Origin of the sequence: Pseudarthrobacter siccitolerans (assembly GCF_030823375.1) — a bacterium.
GTDB lineage: Bacteria > Actinomycetota > Actinomycetes > Actinomycetales > Micrococcaceae > Arthrobacter > Arthrobacter siccitolerans_A.
Genome location: NZ_JAUSXB010000001.1, coordinates 1,998,793 through 2,013,544 on the forward strand (window position 1 = coordinate 1,998,793; position 14,752 = coordinate 2,013,544).

General features: G+C 63.6%; 19 protein-coding genes and 1 pseudogene. 16 read left to right on the forward strand and 4 right to left on the reverse strand.

Annotation, left to right across the window (positions count from 1 at the left end; all coding sequences use genetic code 11):
• Positions 1 to 128: 128 nt before the first annotated feature.
• From QFZ36_RS09360 to QFZ36_RS09400, 9 genes are all read left to right on the forward strand, one after another.
• Complete coding sequence (locus tag QFZ36_RS09360; protein WP_306635807.1) at positions 129 to 857, forward strand: GAF domain-containing protein; 729 nt, start codon at positions 129 to 131, stop codon at positions 855 to 857.
• Positions 844 to 1,134, forward strand: a complete 291-nt coding sequence (locus QFZ36_RS09365; protein ID WP_306635809.1) for a hypothetical protein — start codon at positions 844 to 846, stop codon at positions 1,132 to 1,134. The genes QFZ36_RS09360 and QFZ36_RS09365 overlap by 14 nt, the downstream gene beginning before the upstream one ends.
• A 15-nt stretch (positions 1,135 to 1,149) precedes the next feature.
• Entirely contained in the window at positions 1,150 to 2,526 is a 1,377-nt protein-coding gene (locus QFZ36_RS09370; RefSeq protein ID WP_306635810.1) for a cytochrome P450, read from the forward strand.
• A gap of 104 nt (positions 2,527 to 2,630) precedes the next feature.
• Complete coding sequence (locus tag QFZ36_RS09375) at positions 2,631 to 3,350, forward strand: GAF and ANTAR domain-containing protein (RefSeq protein ID WP_306635812.1); 720 nt, start codon at positions 2,631 to 2,633, stop codon at positions 3,348 to 3,350.
• Positions 3,351 to 3,359: 9 nt separating this feature from the next.
• Positions 3,360 to 3,707 (forward strand): hypothetical protein, encoded by a 348-nt coding sequence (locus QFZ36_RS09380; RefSeq protein ID WP_306635814.1) that lies wholly within the window; start codon positions 3,360 to 3,362, stop codon positions 3,705 to 3,707.
• Positions 3,708 to 3,876: 169 nt separating this feature from the next.
• Complete coding sequence (locus QFZ36_RS09385) at positions 3,877 to 4,608, forward strand: GAF and ANTAR domain-containing protein (protein WP_306635816.1); 732 nt, start codon at positions 3,877 to 3,879, stop codon at positions 4,606 to 4,608.
• Complete coding sequence (locus tag QFZ36_RS09390) at positions 4,605 to 4,856, forward strand: hypothetical protein (protein ID WP_306635818.1); 252 nt, start codon at positions 4,605 to 4,607, stop codon at positions 4,854 to 4,856. The genes QFZ36_RS09385 and QFZ36_RS09390 overlap by 4 nt, the downstream gene beginning before the upstream one ends.
• Positions 4,853 to 5,641, forward strand: a complete 789-nt coding sequence (locus QFZ36_RS09395; RefSeq protein WP_306635819.1) for a GAF and ANTAR domain-containing protein — start codon at positions 4,853 to 4,855, stop codon at positions 5,639 to 5,641. Before QFZ36_RS09390 ends, QFZ36_RS09395 begins: the two co-directional genes overlap by 4 nt.
• 312 nt (positions 5,642 to 5,953) lie before the next feature.
• Positions 5,954 to 6,148 carry a hypothetical protein gene (locus QFZ36_RS09400; RefSeq protein ID WP_306635821.1) on the forward strand — a complete coding sequence of 65 codons (195 nt, stop codon included), beginning with the start codon at positions 5,954 to 5,956 and terminating at the stop codon, positions 6,146 to 6,148.
• A 225-nt stretch (positions 6,149 to 6,373) separates the two neighbouring features.
• Here the strand turns inward: QFZ36_RS09400 and trxB are convergent, their stop codons facing one another.
• Genes trxB through arsB form a run of 3 tightly spaced genes read right to left on the reverse strand, consistent with a single transcriptional unit; the run spans position 6,374 to position 8,971 of the window.
• Positions 6,374 to 7,378, reverse strand: coding sequence for a thioredoxin-disulfide reductase (gene trxB, locus QFZ36_RS09405; RefSeq protein WP_306635823.1), 1,005 nt, complete (start codon positions 7,376 to 7,378; stop codon positions 6,374 to 6,376).
• Between the two features lie 37 nt (positions 7,379 to 7,415).
• Positions 7,416 to 7,850 (reverse strand): arsenate reductase ArsC, encoded by a 435-nt coding sequence (locus tag QFZ36_RS09410; RefSeq protein WP_306635825.1) that lies wholly within the window; start codon positions 7,848 to 7,850, stop codon positions 7,416 to 7,418.
• Between the two features lie 23 nt (positions 7,851 to 7,873).
• Positions 7,874 to 8,971: an ACR3 family arsenite efflux transporter gene (arsB, locus tag QFZ36_RS09415; protein ID WP_373427032.1), complete on the reverse strand. Its 1,098-nt coding sequence runs from the start codon at positions 8,969 to 8,971 to the stop codon at positions 7,874 to 7,876.
• A gap of 107 nt (positions 8,972 to 9,078) precedes the next feature.
• On the opposite strand from arsB, the gene QFZ36_RS09420 reads away from it, so the two are divergent.
• From QFZ36_RS09420 to QFZ36_RS09435, 4 genes are all read left to right on the forward strand, one after another.
• Complete coding sequence (locus tag QFZ36_RS09420; RefSeq protein WP_306635827.1) at positions 9,079 to 9,429, forward strand: ArsR/SmtB family transcription factor; 351 nt, start codon at positions 9,079 to 9,081, stop codon at positions 9,427 to 9,429.
• 80 nt (positions 9,430 to 9,509) lie between these two features.
• Entirely contained in the window at positions 9,510 to 10,286 is a 777-nt protein-coding gene (locus tag QFZ36_RS09425; protein WP_306635828.1) for a CPBP family glutamic-type intramembrane protease, read from the forward strand.
• 47 nt (positions 10,287 to 10,333) lie between these two features.
• Positions 10,334 to 10,609, forward strand: a complete 276-nt coding sequence (locus tag QFZ36_RS09430; protein ID WP_306635830.1) for a hypothetical protein — start codon at positions 10,334 to 10,336, stop codon at positions 10,607 to 10,609.
• A 13-nt stretch (positions 10,610 to 10,622) separates the two neighbouring features.
• The gene (locus QFZ36_RS09435) at positions 10,623 to 11,051 is read left to right on the forward strand and encodes a nuclear transport factor 2 family protein (RefSeq protein ID WP_306635832.1); all 429 of its coding nucleotides are present in this window, start codon (positions 10,623 to 10,625) and stop codon (positions 11,049 to 11,051) included.
• 130 nt (positions 11,052 to 11,181) lie between these two features.
• Here QFZ36_RS09435 and QFZ36_RS09440 read toward each other — a convergent pair.
• A pseudogene (locus tag QFZ36_RS09440) lies at positions 11,182 to 11,432 on the reverse strand (ABC transporter ATP-binding protein); the annotation flags it as partial.
• A 362-nt stretch (positions 11,433 to 11,794) separates the two neighbouring features.
• Here QFZ36_RS09440 and QFZ36_RS09445 point away from each other — a divergent pair.
• Genes QFZ36_RS09445 through QFZ36_RS09455 form a run of 3 tightly spaced genes read left to right on the forward strand, consistent with a single transcriptional unit; the run spans position 11,795 to position 14,720 of the window.
• Complete coding sequence (locus QFZ36_RS09445) at positions 11,795 to 12,991, forward strand: ABC transporter substrate-binding protein (RefSeq protein WP_306635834.1); 1,197 nt, start codon at positions 11,795 to 11,797, stop codon at positions 12,989 to 12,991.
• Positions 12,991 to 13,884, forward strand: coding sequence for a carbohydrate ABC transporter permease (locus QFZ36_RS09450; RefSeq protein ID WP_306635836.1), 894 nt, complete (start codon positions 12,991 to 12,993; stop codon positions 13,882 to 13,884). The genes QFZ36_RS09445 and QFZ36_RS09450 overlap by 1 nt, the downstream gene beginning before the upstream one ends.
• Positions 13,881 to 14,720: a carbohydrate ABC transporter permease gene (locus QFZ36_RS09455; RefSeq protein WP_306635837.1), complete on the forward strand. Its 840-nt coding sequence runs from the start codon at positions 13,881 to 13,883 to the stop codon at positions 14,718 to 14,720. The genes QFZ36_RS09450 and QFZ36_RS09455 overlap by 4 nt, the downstream gene beginning before the upstream one ends.
• Positions 14,721 to 14,752: the final 32 nt, after the last annotated feature.

Here is a 14,752-nt window from a genome sequence, read left to right on the forward strand (position 1 = left end):
GCCGCTGTGCGGAACCCGGCGCGGCGGCATCTGCAGGGGCTATGCTGGTAATGGATCGAAAAAGTTTTTCCGGTCCGGCCCAGCAGGGGGCATCCCACAGCAATGTCCGCCGCAGAAGGTTGGCTACCATGCCACAACAGCTCCCCCTGGATGATCTCACTCTCGCATTGGCCCGCATTAATGACCTGCTCCTGACCGAGGAGAAGGTAGACAGGGCCGTCCAGTTGCTTGCCGAAGGCATCCGTGATGCCTTTCCCGGAAGCTCCGGTGCCGGCGTATCGCTCCTGGACGAAAAGGGCACCAGAACCAGCACAGGAGCCACGGACCCCGTTGTCCTGGAGGCAGATTCTGCCCAGTACGAGCTCGGCCAGGGACCATGCCTTACCGCCTGGGCCAGCGAACGCACTGTACTGATCGACGACGTCTTCACCGACGACCGCTGGCCCTTGTGGTCGCAGGCGGTCAGGGACCTGTCCATCCGGTCCGTCATCAGTTCACCCCTCATGGCAGGCAGGCGTTGCCTGGGGGCATTGAAAATTTACTCATCCCAGCCCGGGGCCTTCGACACTTCCACCTCACGACCGCTGGAAAAACTTGTGGTGCCGGCGGCTACCCTCTTGGACAACATCCAAAGCTCGGACTCCCCTCTTCGCTTTACCAGGGTCCTGACCTCTGCCCTGGACAGCCGGGATACCATCAACCGTGCCCAGGGCTTCCTGATGCGGCTGCACGGCTTGGACCAGGGCGAAGCCCTCAAGAAACTGGTAGAGCTATCCAGGACCTCCAGACAGTCACTTCTCAGCGTCAGCAGAGAGATACTCAACGGGACGAAGAACCTCTCCGATGACGGAACATGACAGGAGCAGCCCCGATCCCTCGGCTGGAATTGAGCAGGAACAAAGCCGGCTCCTGCGCAAAGCCCTGCTCCGCTCCGGCCTGAAGCATGGGGACCTCTGGCTGCGCTACTTCAGCATCGGAGGCACGGTGGGTGAGTACGAAGTGGATGCCTACATCCAGTCACTGCTGTCCCTGCCGCCGGGTCAACGGGACCTGCTGGCCCACGCAGCAAATGAACTCATCGACGAACTTCCACCATTGCCCCGCGCACCGTACTTGGAGGACCTCACCAAGTAAGAAGGAGCCCGATTCATGAAAAGCCGCACCGGCCTGCCCAAGGCCACCGCGTTGGAGTCCGCCGCTTTTTTCTTTGATGTGTTCCTGCCAACCACGGCGAAGGGCCCGATCATCCGCCGGCCAAAGGTGGAGGCAGGAGCGGAACGGCTGGGCCTGGATGACCGGGCAGTCCGCCGCATGGCCAAGCTCGCCCGGAAATACCGTGAGGGGCCGCTCATGCTCCGGCTCCCGGGGCGCGAGCAAGCCGTGGTGCTGCAGCCGGAACACCTGCATTACGTCCTGGCCAACTCACCGGAGCCTTTCTCCCCGGCGAGCAGCGAGAAGAAAGCGGCGCTTGCGCACTTCGAACCACGGTTTGTGCTCATCTCCGAAGGCCGGGAGAGGACCGCGCGAAGGGCGTTGCAGGAACAGGTCCTGGACGCGCACAGTCCTATTCATCACCTTGCAGCATCCTTCATACCCATCGTCCGGGGAGAGGCGGACCAGCTGTTGCGGGGCATCAAGGACGGAAGCCCGGCTGGAAACATGGAATTGGGATGGGACCACTTCATCCAGACGTGGGACCGCGTGGTGCGGCGAAGCATCTTCGGGGATCAAGCCCGTGATGACCACGAACTGACCGACATGCTGGCCAAGCTCCGGGAAAATGCGAATTGGTCTTTCCTCAAGCCCAAGGACAAGGGTCTACGGACGAAGTTCCTCAGCCGCGTTGAGGACCGGATGAAGAATGCTGAGCCGGGCAGCCTGGCATTTTCCATGGCAAAGATGCACCCCGGCCAGGACGCGGCGCCGGTAGATCAGATCCCCCAGTGGCTGTTCGCCCTTGAAACGACAGGTATGGCCACCTTCAGGACGCTGGCACTCCTGGCCACGCATCCGGAACACTTGGCCGCGGCCAAGGCGGAAGTGGAGCAGGACAGGACGGAACGCCGGCACCTGCCCTTCCTGCGCGCTTGTGTCCTGGACTCTCTGCGGTTGTGGCCCACGACGCCCATGATCCTCCGCCAGAGCACCAGGGAAGTAGAGTGGCCCGATGGCGACATGCCAGCCCGTTGCGGTGTCCTGATCTACGTCGCCTACTTTCACCGGGACGAAGCCCACGTCCCCCAGGCGCATTCCTTCACACCGGAGCGCTGGCTGGACAAGAACGGCGATGAGGGCTGGCCGCTGGTCCCCTTCAGCGATGGTCCGGTGTTCTGTCCCGGACGTCAACTCGCGCTGATGCTGAGCAGCGCCATGCTCGCCTCCCTTATTGAAAAGAGCTCTTTCACCCTGTCCTCCCCGCAGGCGCTTGGCCCGGAAAGACGCCTTCCCGGTGCGCTCAACAACTTCTCCCTGCGCTTCACCGTCTCCGGCAGCCAGCCGCATCCCAGCCGGGAGCCGAGTGCCTGAACGCGCGCGCCCGGGGAAGGCTCCCGCCGTCGTCATCGCTTCATGCCCGCAGAATCCCTGTGAGCCAAGGGACGGCGGGAACGCCTTGGCCCTATGCTGGAACTATGGCGCAGCAACTTCCCCTCGACGAGCTCAGCACTGTGATCGCTCGAATCCAGGGGTTGCTGCTGACGGAAGAAAAGGTGAAAACGGCCGTCCGGCTCTTAGCCCAGGCGGCCAAGGAGTCGGTTCCGGGCACCATCGGAGCGGGGGTATCCCTCCTGGATGCCCGTGGGCGCCGCATCAGCAGCGGTTATACGGACAGGATCGTGGCTCAGACCGACGCCATGCAGTATGAATGCGGCGAAGGCCCCTGCCTGACCGCGTGGGCTACGGAAAAGCCGGTTCTTCTCGAGGACATCCGGGAGGAGTCCCGGTGGCCGGACTGGCGCAGGGCAGTGCAAGGGCTGCCAGTGCGCTCGGTGGTCAGCGCTCCCCTCATTGCGGGCAGGGAGTCCATCGGCGCACTGAAGTTGTATGCCGCGGCCCCCAACACTTTTGACGAATCCAGCACCGCCTTGCTTCAACTTTTTGCGGCGCCGGCCGCCACGCTGCTCTCGCACATCCAGGCCAGCGAGGCACCCCACAAAATGACCGAGGGCCTGCAGACATCCTTGTACAGCCGTGACCTTGTGAACCGTGCATGCGGCGTGCTGATGGAGCGCCTGGGGATCAGCCACGAAGCGGCCCTGCAGTGGTTGATCAGGCAAGCGCGGGACGAGAACACAGCATTGCAGGACATCAGCGCGCACGTCCTGGCCGGGACGCCGGCGCCCGGGTCGTAGGAAGCGCCCATGGGCTTTGATCCTAACGAACCCGAACAACGGCGCAGGCTGCGTTCAGCCATGAGGGCCGCAGGCATCTCCGTGTCCGAGTTGTGGCTGAAGTATTTCGGCATGTCCGGAGACGCCGGCGAATACGAGGTGGAGGCATACCTGCAGGGGCTCCTGTCATTGCCACCGGTACAGCGTGACCTGCTCGCGTTGGCGGCCAACGAGCTCATTGACGACCTTCCCCGGCCACGGGCACCGTACTCTGACGATTTCGACGGTGGTCCAGGCCCCAGCCCAAGCACCTCCGGTCCCGCCGCACAAGAGATCCGGAAAGATGGCACCGGCGCGCAATCGGAAGCGGACGAGTAGATCGAAGGACCGGGCGTATCAATAGGTCCGGCACCGGCGTAGTGTCGGTAGTAGGAGATTTCGGGATAGCCAACAGATCCAGAGGTTGAATGATCGGGTTCCCCGCGTAGAGAGCGGAGGCCGCCAGCCAGGGGCATGTGCCCACGGCGCACCCATGGATCGAGGGCCGATGGCCCAGGACAGCAGCCTTACCACTTCGGACCAGATGCAGGATTTGCTCCTCGAAAGTCCCGGGTTCCCTGAGTTCCTCCTGGGTTTGGCCACTATCTCCGCCTCGTTGCTCGGCTCCGACGGTCTGGTCACCTGCACCATCACCGTGGAGCGCGACGGAGGCCCTGCAACGGTTGCGAGCAGCAGCGAGGAGGGGCGGCGGCTGGATGAAACGCAGTACGCGTTCGACGACGGCCCCTGCCTGACTGCCGCACGGCAGCAGCGCCTGGTGTTGATCCCGGACCTGAAAAGCGACCAGCGCTGGAGCGACTATCTGGACGCCGCACTCCGGGAAGGCGTGCGCTCCGTACTGGCTGTCCCCATCCCCACAGACCCCTTTTCGCATGCCGGATTGAACTGCTATGCAAGCACGGTGGGCGCCTTCAACGAGGCGACAATAGCGCTTCTCGGACAGCACGCGGCGGCCATGTCCCGTGTGCTCCGGATCGCCCTGCGGCTGCACGGGGCGGAAATCCATCCGGACCACCTCCGTGCTGCGCTGAAGTCGCGGGCCGTGGTGGACGCGGCCGTGTCGCTCATCATGCTCCAGCAGCACGGCGGACGGGAAGGCGCGCTGGAGGTGCTTCAACTGGCCGCGAAGTCCGGTAACCGCAGGATGCAGGACATCGCCACTGACATCGTCCGTGGAGCCGCACTCCCCGGAACCCAGCGAGACGGAGGGCAGGAATGAATCCCTTTGAAACTGACGGCCCGGAGCCAGCGGACCGGGCCTTCGAAGAACGGCGGGGCACAGCGGAGCGTTTCCGCAAGACCGACCTTCCGCTGGCCCAACTGTGGACGTACTACTACGGGCTGGGCGGCGGAATCGACGAGACGTCCCTGGATGCCTATCTTCACGAGGCACTCGACATCCCGGCCGGGCAAGTCGCGCTGATCGCCATGGCTTTGACGGAACTGATGGAAGGCGAAACCCAATGACGAACCACGAACCCATGGCCGGAAACTTTGGCGCCTTGCCTCAGGCCGCCCCGGCCATCCAGGCATCCCCGGACATGGAAACGCGGCTGCAGGGACTGGTTCTGGCCAGCAAGGATGTCATCAGCTTCCTGACCGATCTCGCGGTGCTGGCCTCCTCCAGGCTGTCCTCCCCGGGCAACCGTATCCACACCGGCGTCACCGTTATCCGGCGCAAGAGGCCCGAAGCCCTTGCCAGCAGCGATGCGGCGGCCAGAGCACTGGATGAGCTGCAGAACGGGTTCGGCGACGGTCCGTGCCTGACGGCCCTTCGCAACGGAACCACCCTCCTGGTTCCCGACCTGACCGACGAGCGGCGGTGGGCTCCGTATGTCAAGGCCGCCCGGGAGCATGGCGTCTGCTCGATCCTTGCAGTACCAATGGATCTGGCCGGCGAGGCCGAAGGCGTGATGAACCTGTATTCCGGCTGCAGCAGCGGGTTCACTGCCGAGGATATTTCCACCGCGGAAGCGTTCGCCAGCCAGGCCGCCAGTTCACTGCGGCTGGTCCTTCGGATCGCCCAGCTCAGTGAGGCCAGAAACGACCTCGCAATAGCGATGCAGTCCCGCACCGTGATCGATATGGCCATCGGAGCCATCATGGCCGAGAACAGGTGCACCCGGGACGTGGCCTTCAACATCCTGACCAAGGCCTCCAGTGCCCGTAATATCAAGCTGCGCGAAGTGGCGGCTGCCGTCATTTCATCCATTTCGGGCGAGAAGCAGATCGACACCTACTTCGACGAATAGACACGTGGCCGGCGTCGCCCTCCCTTGCCGACGTGATGAGTCTCACCTGCAACAATTGCCGGTTTCGGTTGTGGCGCTTCGCCGGCTCTGGGCACTATGGAAAAGCAGGGCAGCCGCCGCTGGGTTCACGCTCCCGGCAGCCTGGTGTGCTTGGTCACATCAGCCCTGTCCCGGTTGCTAATACTTAAAGCAACCTGCACCATGGAAGTACGGGAATGCGCTTTCCCACCTGCAGTCCATCCTCACCGACGAGGACACGGCCCGGGCAACGAAGACTCCGGACCGCCAACCGCATGAAATGGAAGTTGAATAATGACGTTCGATGCCAATAACTCCGTGACCCTCAAGATCTGGGACCGGTCAGCCCTCCACCACACGCTTGACGCCGCGGTGAGTGACCTCTCGGCCCGCCACAACACCACTTCGTGCCGCATTGCCGTCACCTGCAGCGGGCCCAACACGTTCACGTTGAGCGTCCGTGACGAGGGCGCCCTCGCATCGGCCTAACTTCCGGAAAACAAAACTGCAGCGGACGACGGCGGGAGGTTTCCGCCGTCGTCCGCTGCAGTTAATTGCCGCCCGGGTAGGTGCTGCTCATGGCCGCTGGCCGGCACGATGGGGGTGATCAGCAGCAGTCCTGATCGTCGTCGCAGCAACCGGAGTCGCCGCAGCAACCGGAGTCGCCGCAGCATCCTGTCGTCATTCCGCTCACCCCCTCCCCTGTTCCGGATCCTAGCTGTGGGTTGGTTCCTCAACCAGCGCGGTGGCGATGCTGTCCGCATCCTCCAGCGCCGCGAGGTAGCGTTCGGCGTCGAGGGCGGCCGCGCAGCCGGTGCCCGCGGCGGTAATCGCCTGGCGGTAGCGGTGGTCCACGGCGTCGCCGCAGGCGAAAACGCCGGAGAGGTTGGTGACGGTAGTGGGGGCGTCCACCTTGATGTAGCCGTCCCCGTCCAGGTCCACCTGGCCGGTCAGCAGTTCGGTGCGCGGCACGTGCCCGATCGCGACGAAAATGCCGGTGGCCGAGTGTTTCCGGGCCTCCCCGGAGCGGGTATCCGTCAGCGTGACGCCATTGACTTTCCCGTCACCGTGGATGGCGGTGACGGCGGAGTTCCAGGCGAACGTGATCTTGGGGTTGTCCTTGGCCCGCTGCGCCATGATGCGGGAGGCGCGGAGTTCGTTTTTCCGGACCACGACGGTGACTGACTTTCCGAACCGGGTCAGGAACATTGCTTCCTCCATGGCCGAATCACCGCCGCCCACCACGATGATGTCCTGTTCGCGGAAGAAGAACCCGTCGCAGGTGGCGCACCAGGAAACACCGTGGCCGCTGAACTTCTTCTCCTCCGGCAGGCCGAGTTCCTTGTACGCCGAGCCGGTAGCCAGGATGACGGCCGGGGCGCGGTGGGTTTCGCCGCCGCCGGTGACCACCGTCTTAACGTGGCCCTTCAGCGAAACCTCCGTGACGTCGTCGAACACTACCTTGGCGCCGAACTTCTCAGCCTGCTCCTGCAGCCCGTCCATGAGTTCCGGCCCCTGGATGCCGCCGGGGAAGCCGGGGAAGTTTTCCACTTCGGTGGTGTTCATCAGCGCACCGCCGGCGGTGACGGATCCCGCAAGCACCAGCGGCGCAAGGCCCGCGCGGGCTGCGTAGATCGCGGCGGTGTAGCCGGCGGGGCCGGAACCGATGATAATCAGCTGTTCGGTTGCGGGATGCTGGTTGTTCGCGTCAATGGTCACGGCAGGCTTCCTTTTGCGTAGGGCGTTTGGGAACAGGCTACTGGGCGTCCGGGTGCTGCGCGGGCACCAGTTCAGTGATCAGGTTCTCGATCCGGGTCTTGATCTCATCGCGGATGGGCCGGACGGCGTCCACGCCCCGGCCGGCGGGATCCTCCAGGACCCAGTCTTCATAACGCTTTCCAGGGAAATACGGACATTCATCGCCGCAGCCCATGGTGATCACCACGTCGGATTCCTTCACCGCCTCGGCGGTGAGGACCTTCGGCAATTCGGCGGACATGTCGATGCCCAGCTCTGCCATGGCTTCGACGGCGGCCGGGTTCACTTTGTCTGCGGGCCGGGAACCTGCCGAGCGCACCTCCACTGTGCCCTTGGCCATGGTAGTCAGGAACGCGGCGGCCATCTGGGAACGGCCCGCGTTGTGGACGCAGACGAACAATACGGAGGGCTTCCTGGCGGTTTCGGGGATCATGGTCTCTCCTGGGATTCGGGGGTTCAGCGGGCGCCGGGAGCGAAGGCGAAGTAGCGCCTGCGCACCCACAGAGCCGCGTATACAAGTGCAACAAGTGCGGGCACTTCAATCAAGGGTCCGACGACGCCGGCGAGCGCCTGCCCGGACGTCACACCGAAGGTGCCAATCGCCACCGCGATGGCCAGTTCGAAGTTGTTGCCGGCGGCAGTGAACGCGAGGGTGGTGGTTTTGGCGTAGCCAAGGCCCAGCCGCTTCCCCACCAGCATGCCCGCCGCAAAGACCACCACGAAGTAGACCAGCAGCGGCAGCGCAATCCTTGCCACGTCCAGGGGCTTGGAGGTGATGCTGCCGCCCTGGAGGGCGAACAGCAGGGTGATGGTGAAGAGCAGGCCGTACAGCGCCCATGGCCCGATTTTGGGAAGAAAAGCGGATTCATACCAGTCCCGGCCTTTTGCCTTTTCTCCGACGGTCCGGGTGAGGAAGCCGGCCAGCAGCGGGATTCCCAGGAAGATCAGTACCGAGGCTGTGATAGCTCCGAAGGCGAAGTCTGCGCTGGTGGCGGGCAGGCCCAGCCAGGACGGCAGGAGTTGGAGGTAGAACCAGCCCAGCGCTCCGAAGGCGAGCACCTGGAAGATGGAGTTGATGGCTACGAGGACGGCGGCAGCCTCACGGTCTCCGCAGGCGAGGTCGTTCCAGATCATCACCATGGCAATGCAGCGGGCCAGCCCAACGATGATGAGTCCGCTGCGGTACTCAGGCAGGTCTGCCAGGAACAGCCAGGCCAGGACGAACATAAAGGCCGGAGCCAGGAGCCAGTTGATCACCAGCGAGGAGACCAGCAGCTTCCTGTCCCCGATGATGCGCCCGGCCTGGTCGTAGCGGACTTTGGCGAGCACCGGATACATCATCACCAGCAGCCCGATGGCGATGGGGAGCGAGACCTCCCCCACCTTGACGGCTTCGAGCGCCGTGTCCAGGCCCGGGACCAGATTCCCTAGAGCGAGGCCCAGCAGCATCGCCGCAACGATCCAGACGGGAAGGAACCGGTCCAGCGTGGAGAGTTTTCCGACGACCGCGGCCTCTCCCGGAGCAGGTGGCGGCGGTTGGGTCTGGGTGCTCACGGTTCTCCTGGGAGGCTCAGCCGGGACTGAACAAGATTGATGGCTATCGATACGTGCAGTATGACCAGCTATATCGATGGATGTCAATCTGTTGCATAATGGGGTTCATGGCAGCCCAGCAGACCCTCGAACCCGTGGTTGACGACTCCTGCTGCGTTCCTTCCGGGAAGCCTGCCTTGGGCGCCGAGGATGCCCGGCAGAAGGCACAGGTCTTCAAGGCGTTGGCCGACCCCAACCGGCTGCGCCTGCTGTCCATTGTTAAAGCCGGGGAGTCCGGAGAGGCCTGCGTGTGCGACCTGACCGAGCCCTTGGACCTCGGGCAGCCCACTGTCTCACACCACTTGAAAGTCCTCGTGGACGCCGGGCTGCTTCACCGTGAGAAGCGGGGCACGTGGGCCTACTATTCCCTGGTTCCAGGTGCACTCGACGAGGTGGCCGGACTCCTGGGGACGCTGTGAATCAGCAACCCGAAGCGGAAGCCCGACTCCGCGGGGCGCGGCCCGCTGGGCTGAACCGTGCGTCACTGAACCGTGCATCAATGAACCTGGTCCCGGCGGGGCTCGTTTCGGCGTCGGGCTTTCTGCTGTTTGTCCGTGAGGACCGCCTGTCCGGCTTCCTGCTGCTCGGCGCCGCCCTCGTGCTGGCCGGGATCATCAGCCGGCAGTTGTTAGTTGACCTGGCCCTGGTTGCCGTGGGGTTGGCTGCAATGAGCCTGGTCCCCATCACCACGGACATCAGCACCGGGCACATGGCCGTGATGGGGACGGCGATGGTCCTGGCCGTCGGTGTCCCGTATGCCGTTTCGCGCTTCGCCACCAGGGACCACGCCATCCGGTTTCCCGTCCGGACCGGCCAGCCTTGGACCCGCGCTGAGAAGTGGTACCTGCCCGCGGTCCTGGTGATCGGGTATGCGCTGATGCCCGTCTACATGATCCGGACCGGCGTCTACAACAACTGGCCGGCCGTCAGTGACCCGGAGGGCATCGCCAGGCTTTTCCTCGGCACCAACGTGCTGGGCATCTGGGATGAGCTGTTCTTCATCTGCACCGCGTTCACGCTCCTGCGCCGGCATCTCCCGGACTGGCAGGCCAACCTGCTCCAGGCTGTGCTCTTCACGTCCTTCCTGTGGGAGCTTGGATTCCACGCCTGGGCGCCGTTCTTCATCTTCCCGTTTGCGCTGCTGCAGGCCCGGCTGTTCACCATCACCCGGTCGCTGTCCTACATCGTCAGCGTGCACCTGCTGTTCGACTTCGTACTGTTCCTGGTCCTCATCCACGCGCACAACCGCGCATGGATCGACATCTTCCTGTACTGACTCCTTTCACTCTGGACGTGCACTGATGCGGCGCCCATAGTTGAAGCGTGCAGACACCTGACCCTGAACTTGAGGCCCTCCGGAAGCGCGCGGAGCACGGTGATTCCGATGCCGTCGATGAACTGGTGGAACGCGCCGCCGAGCGCGGGGATCTGGCCGAACTCCGCCGGCTTGCGGACTCCGGCAGCAGGGACGCTCTCGACCAGTTGGTCGAATCGGCCGGCGAGCAGGGCGACCTCGATGAGCTCCGGCGGCTGGCGGCCGGCGGAAACCGGGACGCCGCCGAGGTGCTGGCCGAGATTGAAGACGACGACGGCTCCTAGCCCGGGGGGAATCATGAGTGTAGTCATCGACAACTTGGCCGCCGCCTTGAATGCCCACGACTTGGAAGGGGCGGCAGCTCTTATTCACGAGGACTACCGCAGCGAGCAACCGGCCCACCCCGGCGCGGCCTTCGTCGGGCGCGCTCAAATGCACGCCAACTGGCAGGCAATGTTTGCCGGCATTCCCGATTTCCACGCCGCACTGATCCGCTCGGTTGATGACGGTGACACCACCTGGAGCGAGTGGTCCTGGTCCGGGACGCGCAGTGATGGCCAGGACTTCCAGGTGCGTGGCGTGACACTCTTTGAGCTCAGGAACGGCAAGATCACCGCCGGCAGGCTCTATATGGAGGAGGTGGACCGTCTAGCCGTGCGTATCGAGCAGGCCGTGGAGAAGCTGTCGGGACAGCGGCCGGATACGGCGCCGAACCCACAGCAGTAACAACCAAATTTCCGGCCGGTCAGCAGAGAACACCCCAGGACAAGCCACTGGCTAGAAACGGATGGCGTCGATGACCTTGTGTTGATCCTCAATTCCTGCCAGGCCTCCACAAGGGCAGAAACAACCCCGGTCACGCGCTGGCTCCCGCCGGGACGTCCGCGGCCATGAGGACGCCGGATTCGAGCCGGTAGCCGGCCCGGGCAAGGGCTGCGACATTCACGTCGTGGGTGATGGTGACCAGGGTGGCGCCGATTCAGTGGCCACGGTATCCAGCAGTGCCATCACTGCCTGTCCGGTATCCACGTCAAGGGCGCCTGTAGGTTCATAGGCCAGGATCAGCCGCGGACGGCGGACCAGGGCACGTGCGACGGCAACTCTTTTCCCCAGAGCAATCTGGGGGAGCCCACCCAGCATATACGGCGAGTATTCCCGACCTTGTCACAGGTATTCGCGGAGTTGTCACACGGCGGGCATTAGCACCACAAGTTGCCACTTGTGCGGACCCCACTCGCCGGGAGGGGGTTGACAGGTTCCCGCTTATGTCTAATGCTTAGACGAAAGTTTGTGCAGTGGCGCACACTCGATTGGAGCAGTCAATGAAAGACATGTACTTCCAGCCCAAGCACGCCGCAATCTCCCGCAGAAGCCTTCTTTTGGCCGGACTGGGAACGGCCATGTCGGCCCCCTTCCTGGCTTCGTGCGCTGGCTTTGACACAAGTGGCGCGTCCGCCGGGGAAGGAACTGTGGGCTTCTTGTCCACCCAGTTCACACCCGTGGAGGAGAAACAGCGATATGAGGCGGTGCTGAAGAAATTCGCTAAGGCACCCGTCGCTTACAACTCCGTGGATCCGGGTGTCTTCTCGTCCACCGTCAGCACCCAGGCTTCCGCCGGCAACGTCAAGACTTCCCTGCTCGGCGGGCTGCATGGCGAGCTTGCCCCGCTCGCGGAGTCCCTCGAGGATGTGGACAACCTGCTCCGCGATCTGTCCGGCCGTGGTTTCACCAAGGAGATGCTCGAGCTGACGAAAGTGGGCGGCTCTGCGTCCCGCTACGTCCCCTGGATGCAGGCCACGTACGTAGTGGCCGTGAACAAAAAGGCCCTCGAATGGCTGCCGTCGGGAGTGGACGTCAACGATTTGACCTACGAGGGTTACCTTGCGTGGGCGAAGGCGGCAAAACAGGGAGCCGGGCGTCCGGTCTTTGGCATGCCCGCCGGCCCCAAAGGTCTGCATCACCGTTTCTACCAGGGCTTCCTGTTGCCGAGCTTCACTGGTGGCCAGATCACCACATTCCGGAACGAGGACGCCGCCACAGCCTGGACCTACATGCAGGAACTGTGGTCCGCCCTGACACCTGCCTCCACCAACTACGACTACATGCAGGAGCCACTGGCACGCGGCGAAGTACTGGTGGCGTGGGACCACGTGGCACGGCTGGTCAACGCACCGGCCAACAACCCGGATGAGTGGATGATGGTCCCCGCACCGCGGGGCCCCAAGGGCCGCGGTTACATGCTCATCATCGCCGGCCTCGCACTGCCGAAGAATGGCAAGGAAAGGGACCTGGCAGAGAAAGCCATCCGGGCTCTGTCCGAACCGTTGTCCCAGATTGAGACACTGCGAAGCAATGCCTTCTTCCCCGTTGTCCAGACGGAACTCCCTTCGGACCTGACAGGGGCCATTGCGCTGGAAGCCGCGGCAGTCCGCCGGCAGCAACGGTCAGCTGGTGCCCTTCTTGCCCTTCCCCCGGTGGGGCTGGGCCCGAAGGAAGGGGAAGTCTCCCAAATCTTCAAGAACTGCTTCCAGCAAATCTGCCTGGAAAACCGCCCGATCCGGCAAGTCCTTGACACCCAGGCGACACAGCTCAACACCATCTTGCAGGGCCTGAACGTGCCGTGCTGGGAACCCGATCCGATCTCAACGAAGTGCGAGGTAGCGTAATGGCCGTAGAGGCACCATCCACTCCGGCCGAAACGCTGACTCCACCCCGCCGGCGCAAGATACCTCCCGCGATCCTGCTGATCGCCCCTTCGGTGGTCTTTATGGCGCTTCTTCTTGGCTGGCCCGTCATCCAGGGAATCCTCCAGGCATTCCGCGATGAAAACGGCTTCACGCTGGACTTCGTCACGCGGATGGTCCAGGACCCCTACTTCTGGCCTGCCGTGCGGAATACCCTGCTGCTCATCGTGGTGATGATTCCGCTGCAGTTCGCGTTGGCGATCGGCATGGCGCTGATGCTGCGGACCAACCCCCGGCTGCACAAAGTCCACTTCTTCGTCTGGGCCATACCTCTGGCACTCAGCGACCTCGCGGCAGGGCTTGTCTGGCTGGCGATCTTCAACGACCGCGGCTACCTGAACTCGGCCCTGTCATGGTTCGGCATTGAAGGGGGCTCCTGGCTGGCCTACGACAATCAGGCGAGCATGTTCACGTGCGTCCTGATCGCTGAACTCTGGCGGGCAACATCACTGGTGCTGATCATCGTGGTCGCAGGCCTCCAGGGCATACCCAAGGACTACGACGAAGCCGCCCAGGTCTTCGGCGCCACATTCTGGCAGCGGCTGCGGCACATAACCCTGCCGCTGTTGAAACCCAGCCTTCAGGTCGCCCTCATTCTCCGGACAATCCTGGCCTTCCAGACCTTTGCAGTGGCCCAGGCCCTCACCGGACAAAACTTCCCCCTCGTAGTGGGCGAGACCTACCGCTGGTACACCGGCCTGCAGAACCCCAACGTCGCCGCTGCGCTGGCCCTGGTCATCCTCGTCGTCTCCATGCTCACCTCGATCTTCTACCTGCGGGCACTCCGCGACAAAAACCAGGGAGGGCTCCGATGAGCACCGCAGTGGATACCACCCCCATCGCACGGCAGAAGCGTAACCGTTTCCTCCTCCAAGCCGCTTGCATCGCCGTCTCGCTTTTTATGCTGGTCCCCATCTACCTGATCTCGCTGGCGGCATTGTCCACACGGGAGTCCCTCAATGCGTTTCCGCTGTCGCTGCTTCCCAACAATCTGTCCGTGGAGACGCTCAACGCATTCCTCGGATCCACCGGCATCTTCGGCGCCCTGGGCAACTCCCTGATTGTTGGGCTGGGAACACTGATCTTCGCCGCGGTCCTCGGAGTCCCCGCCGGATACGCACTGGCCCGCTACAGCTTCAAGGGCAAGGACCCCTACCAACTGTTCCTGCTCTTCACCCGCGCCCTTCCCATCGTGGTCCTGTCCGTCCCGCTGGCCAGGCTCTTCCTGACGGTGGACGTCTACGACACGACGTACGCCGTGATCCTGCTGCATACCGCCCTTGCCCTGCCAACCACCATCCTCATCTCGGCCAGCGTCTTCCTCAGTGTCCCTATCGACGTGGAGGAGGCGGCCAGGCTTTTCGGATGCACACCGCTTGGGGCCTTCACCAGGGTGGTCCTGCCCATGGCACTGCCGGGCCTCGCGGCGGCGTCAATCTTCACCTTCGTAATGTCCTGGAACGAGGTCTTGGGCGCCTCCATCCTTACCTTGGACCACCGCACGTTGCCTGCCCAGGTGCTTAGCTCATTGTCCGACTCGCCACTCGCGTACCGGTTTGCCGGCGGCTTTGCCCTGGTTATCCCGTCCATCATCTTCATTGCGCTGATGCGCCGCTACCTCACCAACATGTGGGGCTCAACCATCCGCTAGGTCCGCCCGACCTGCCACCGCACTTCAGAAGG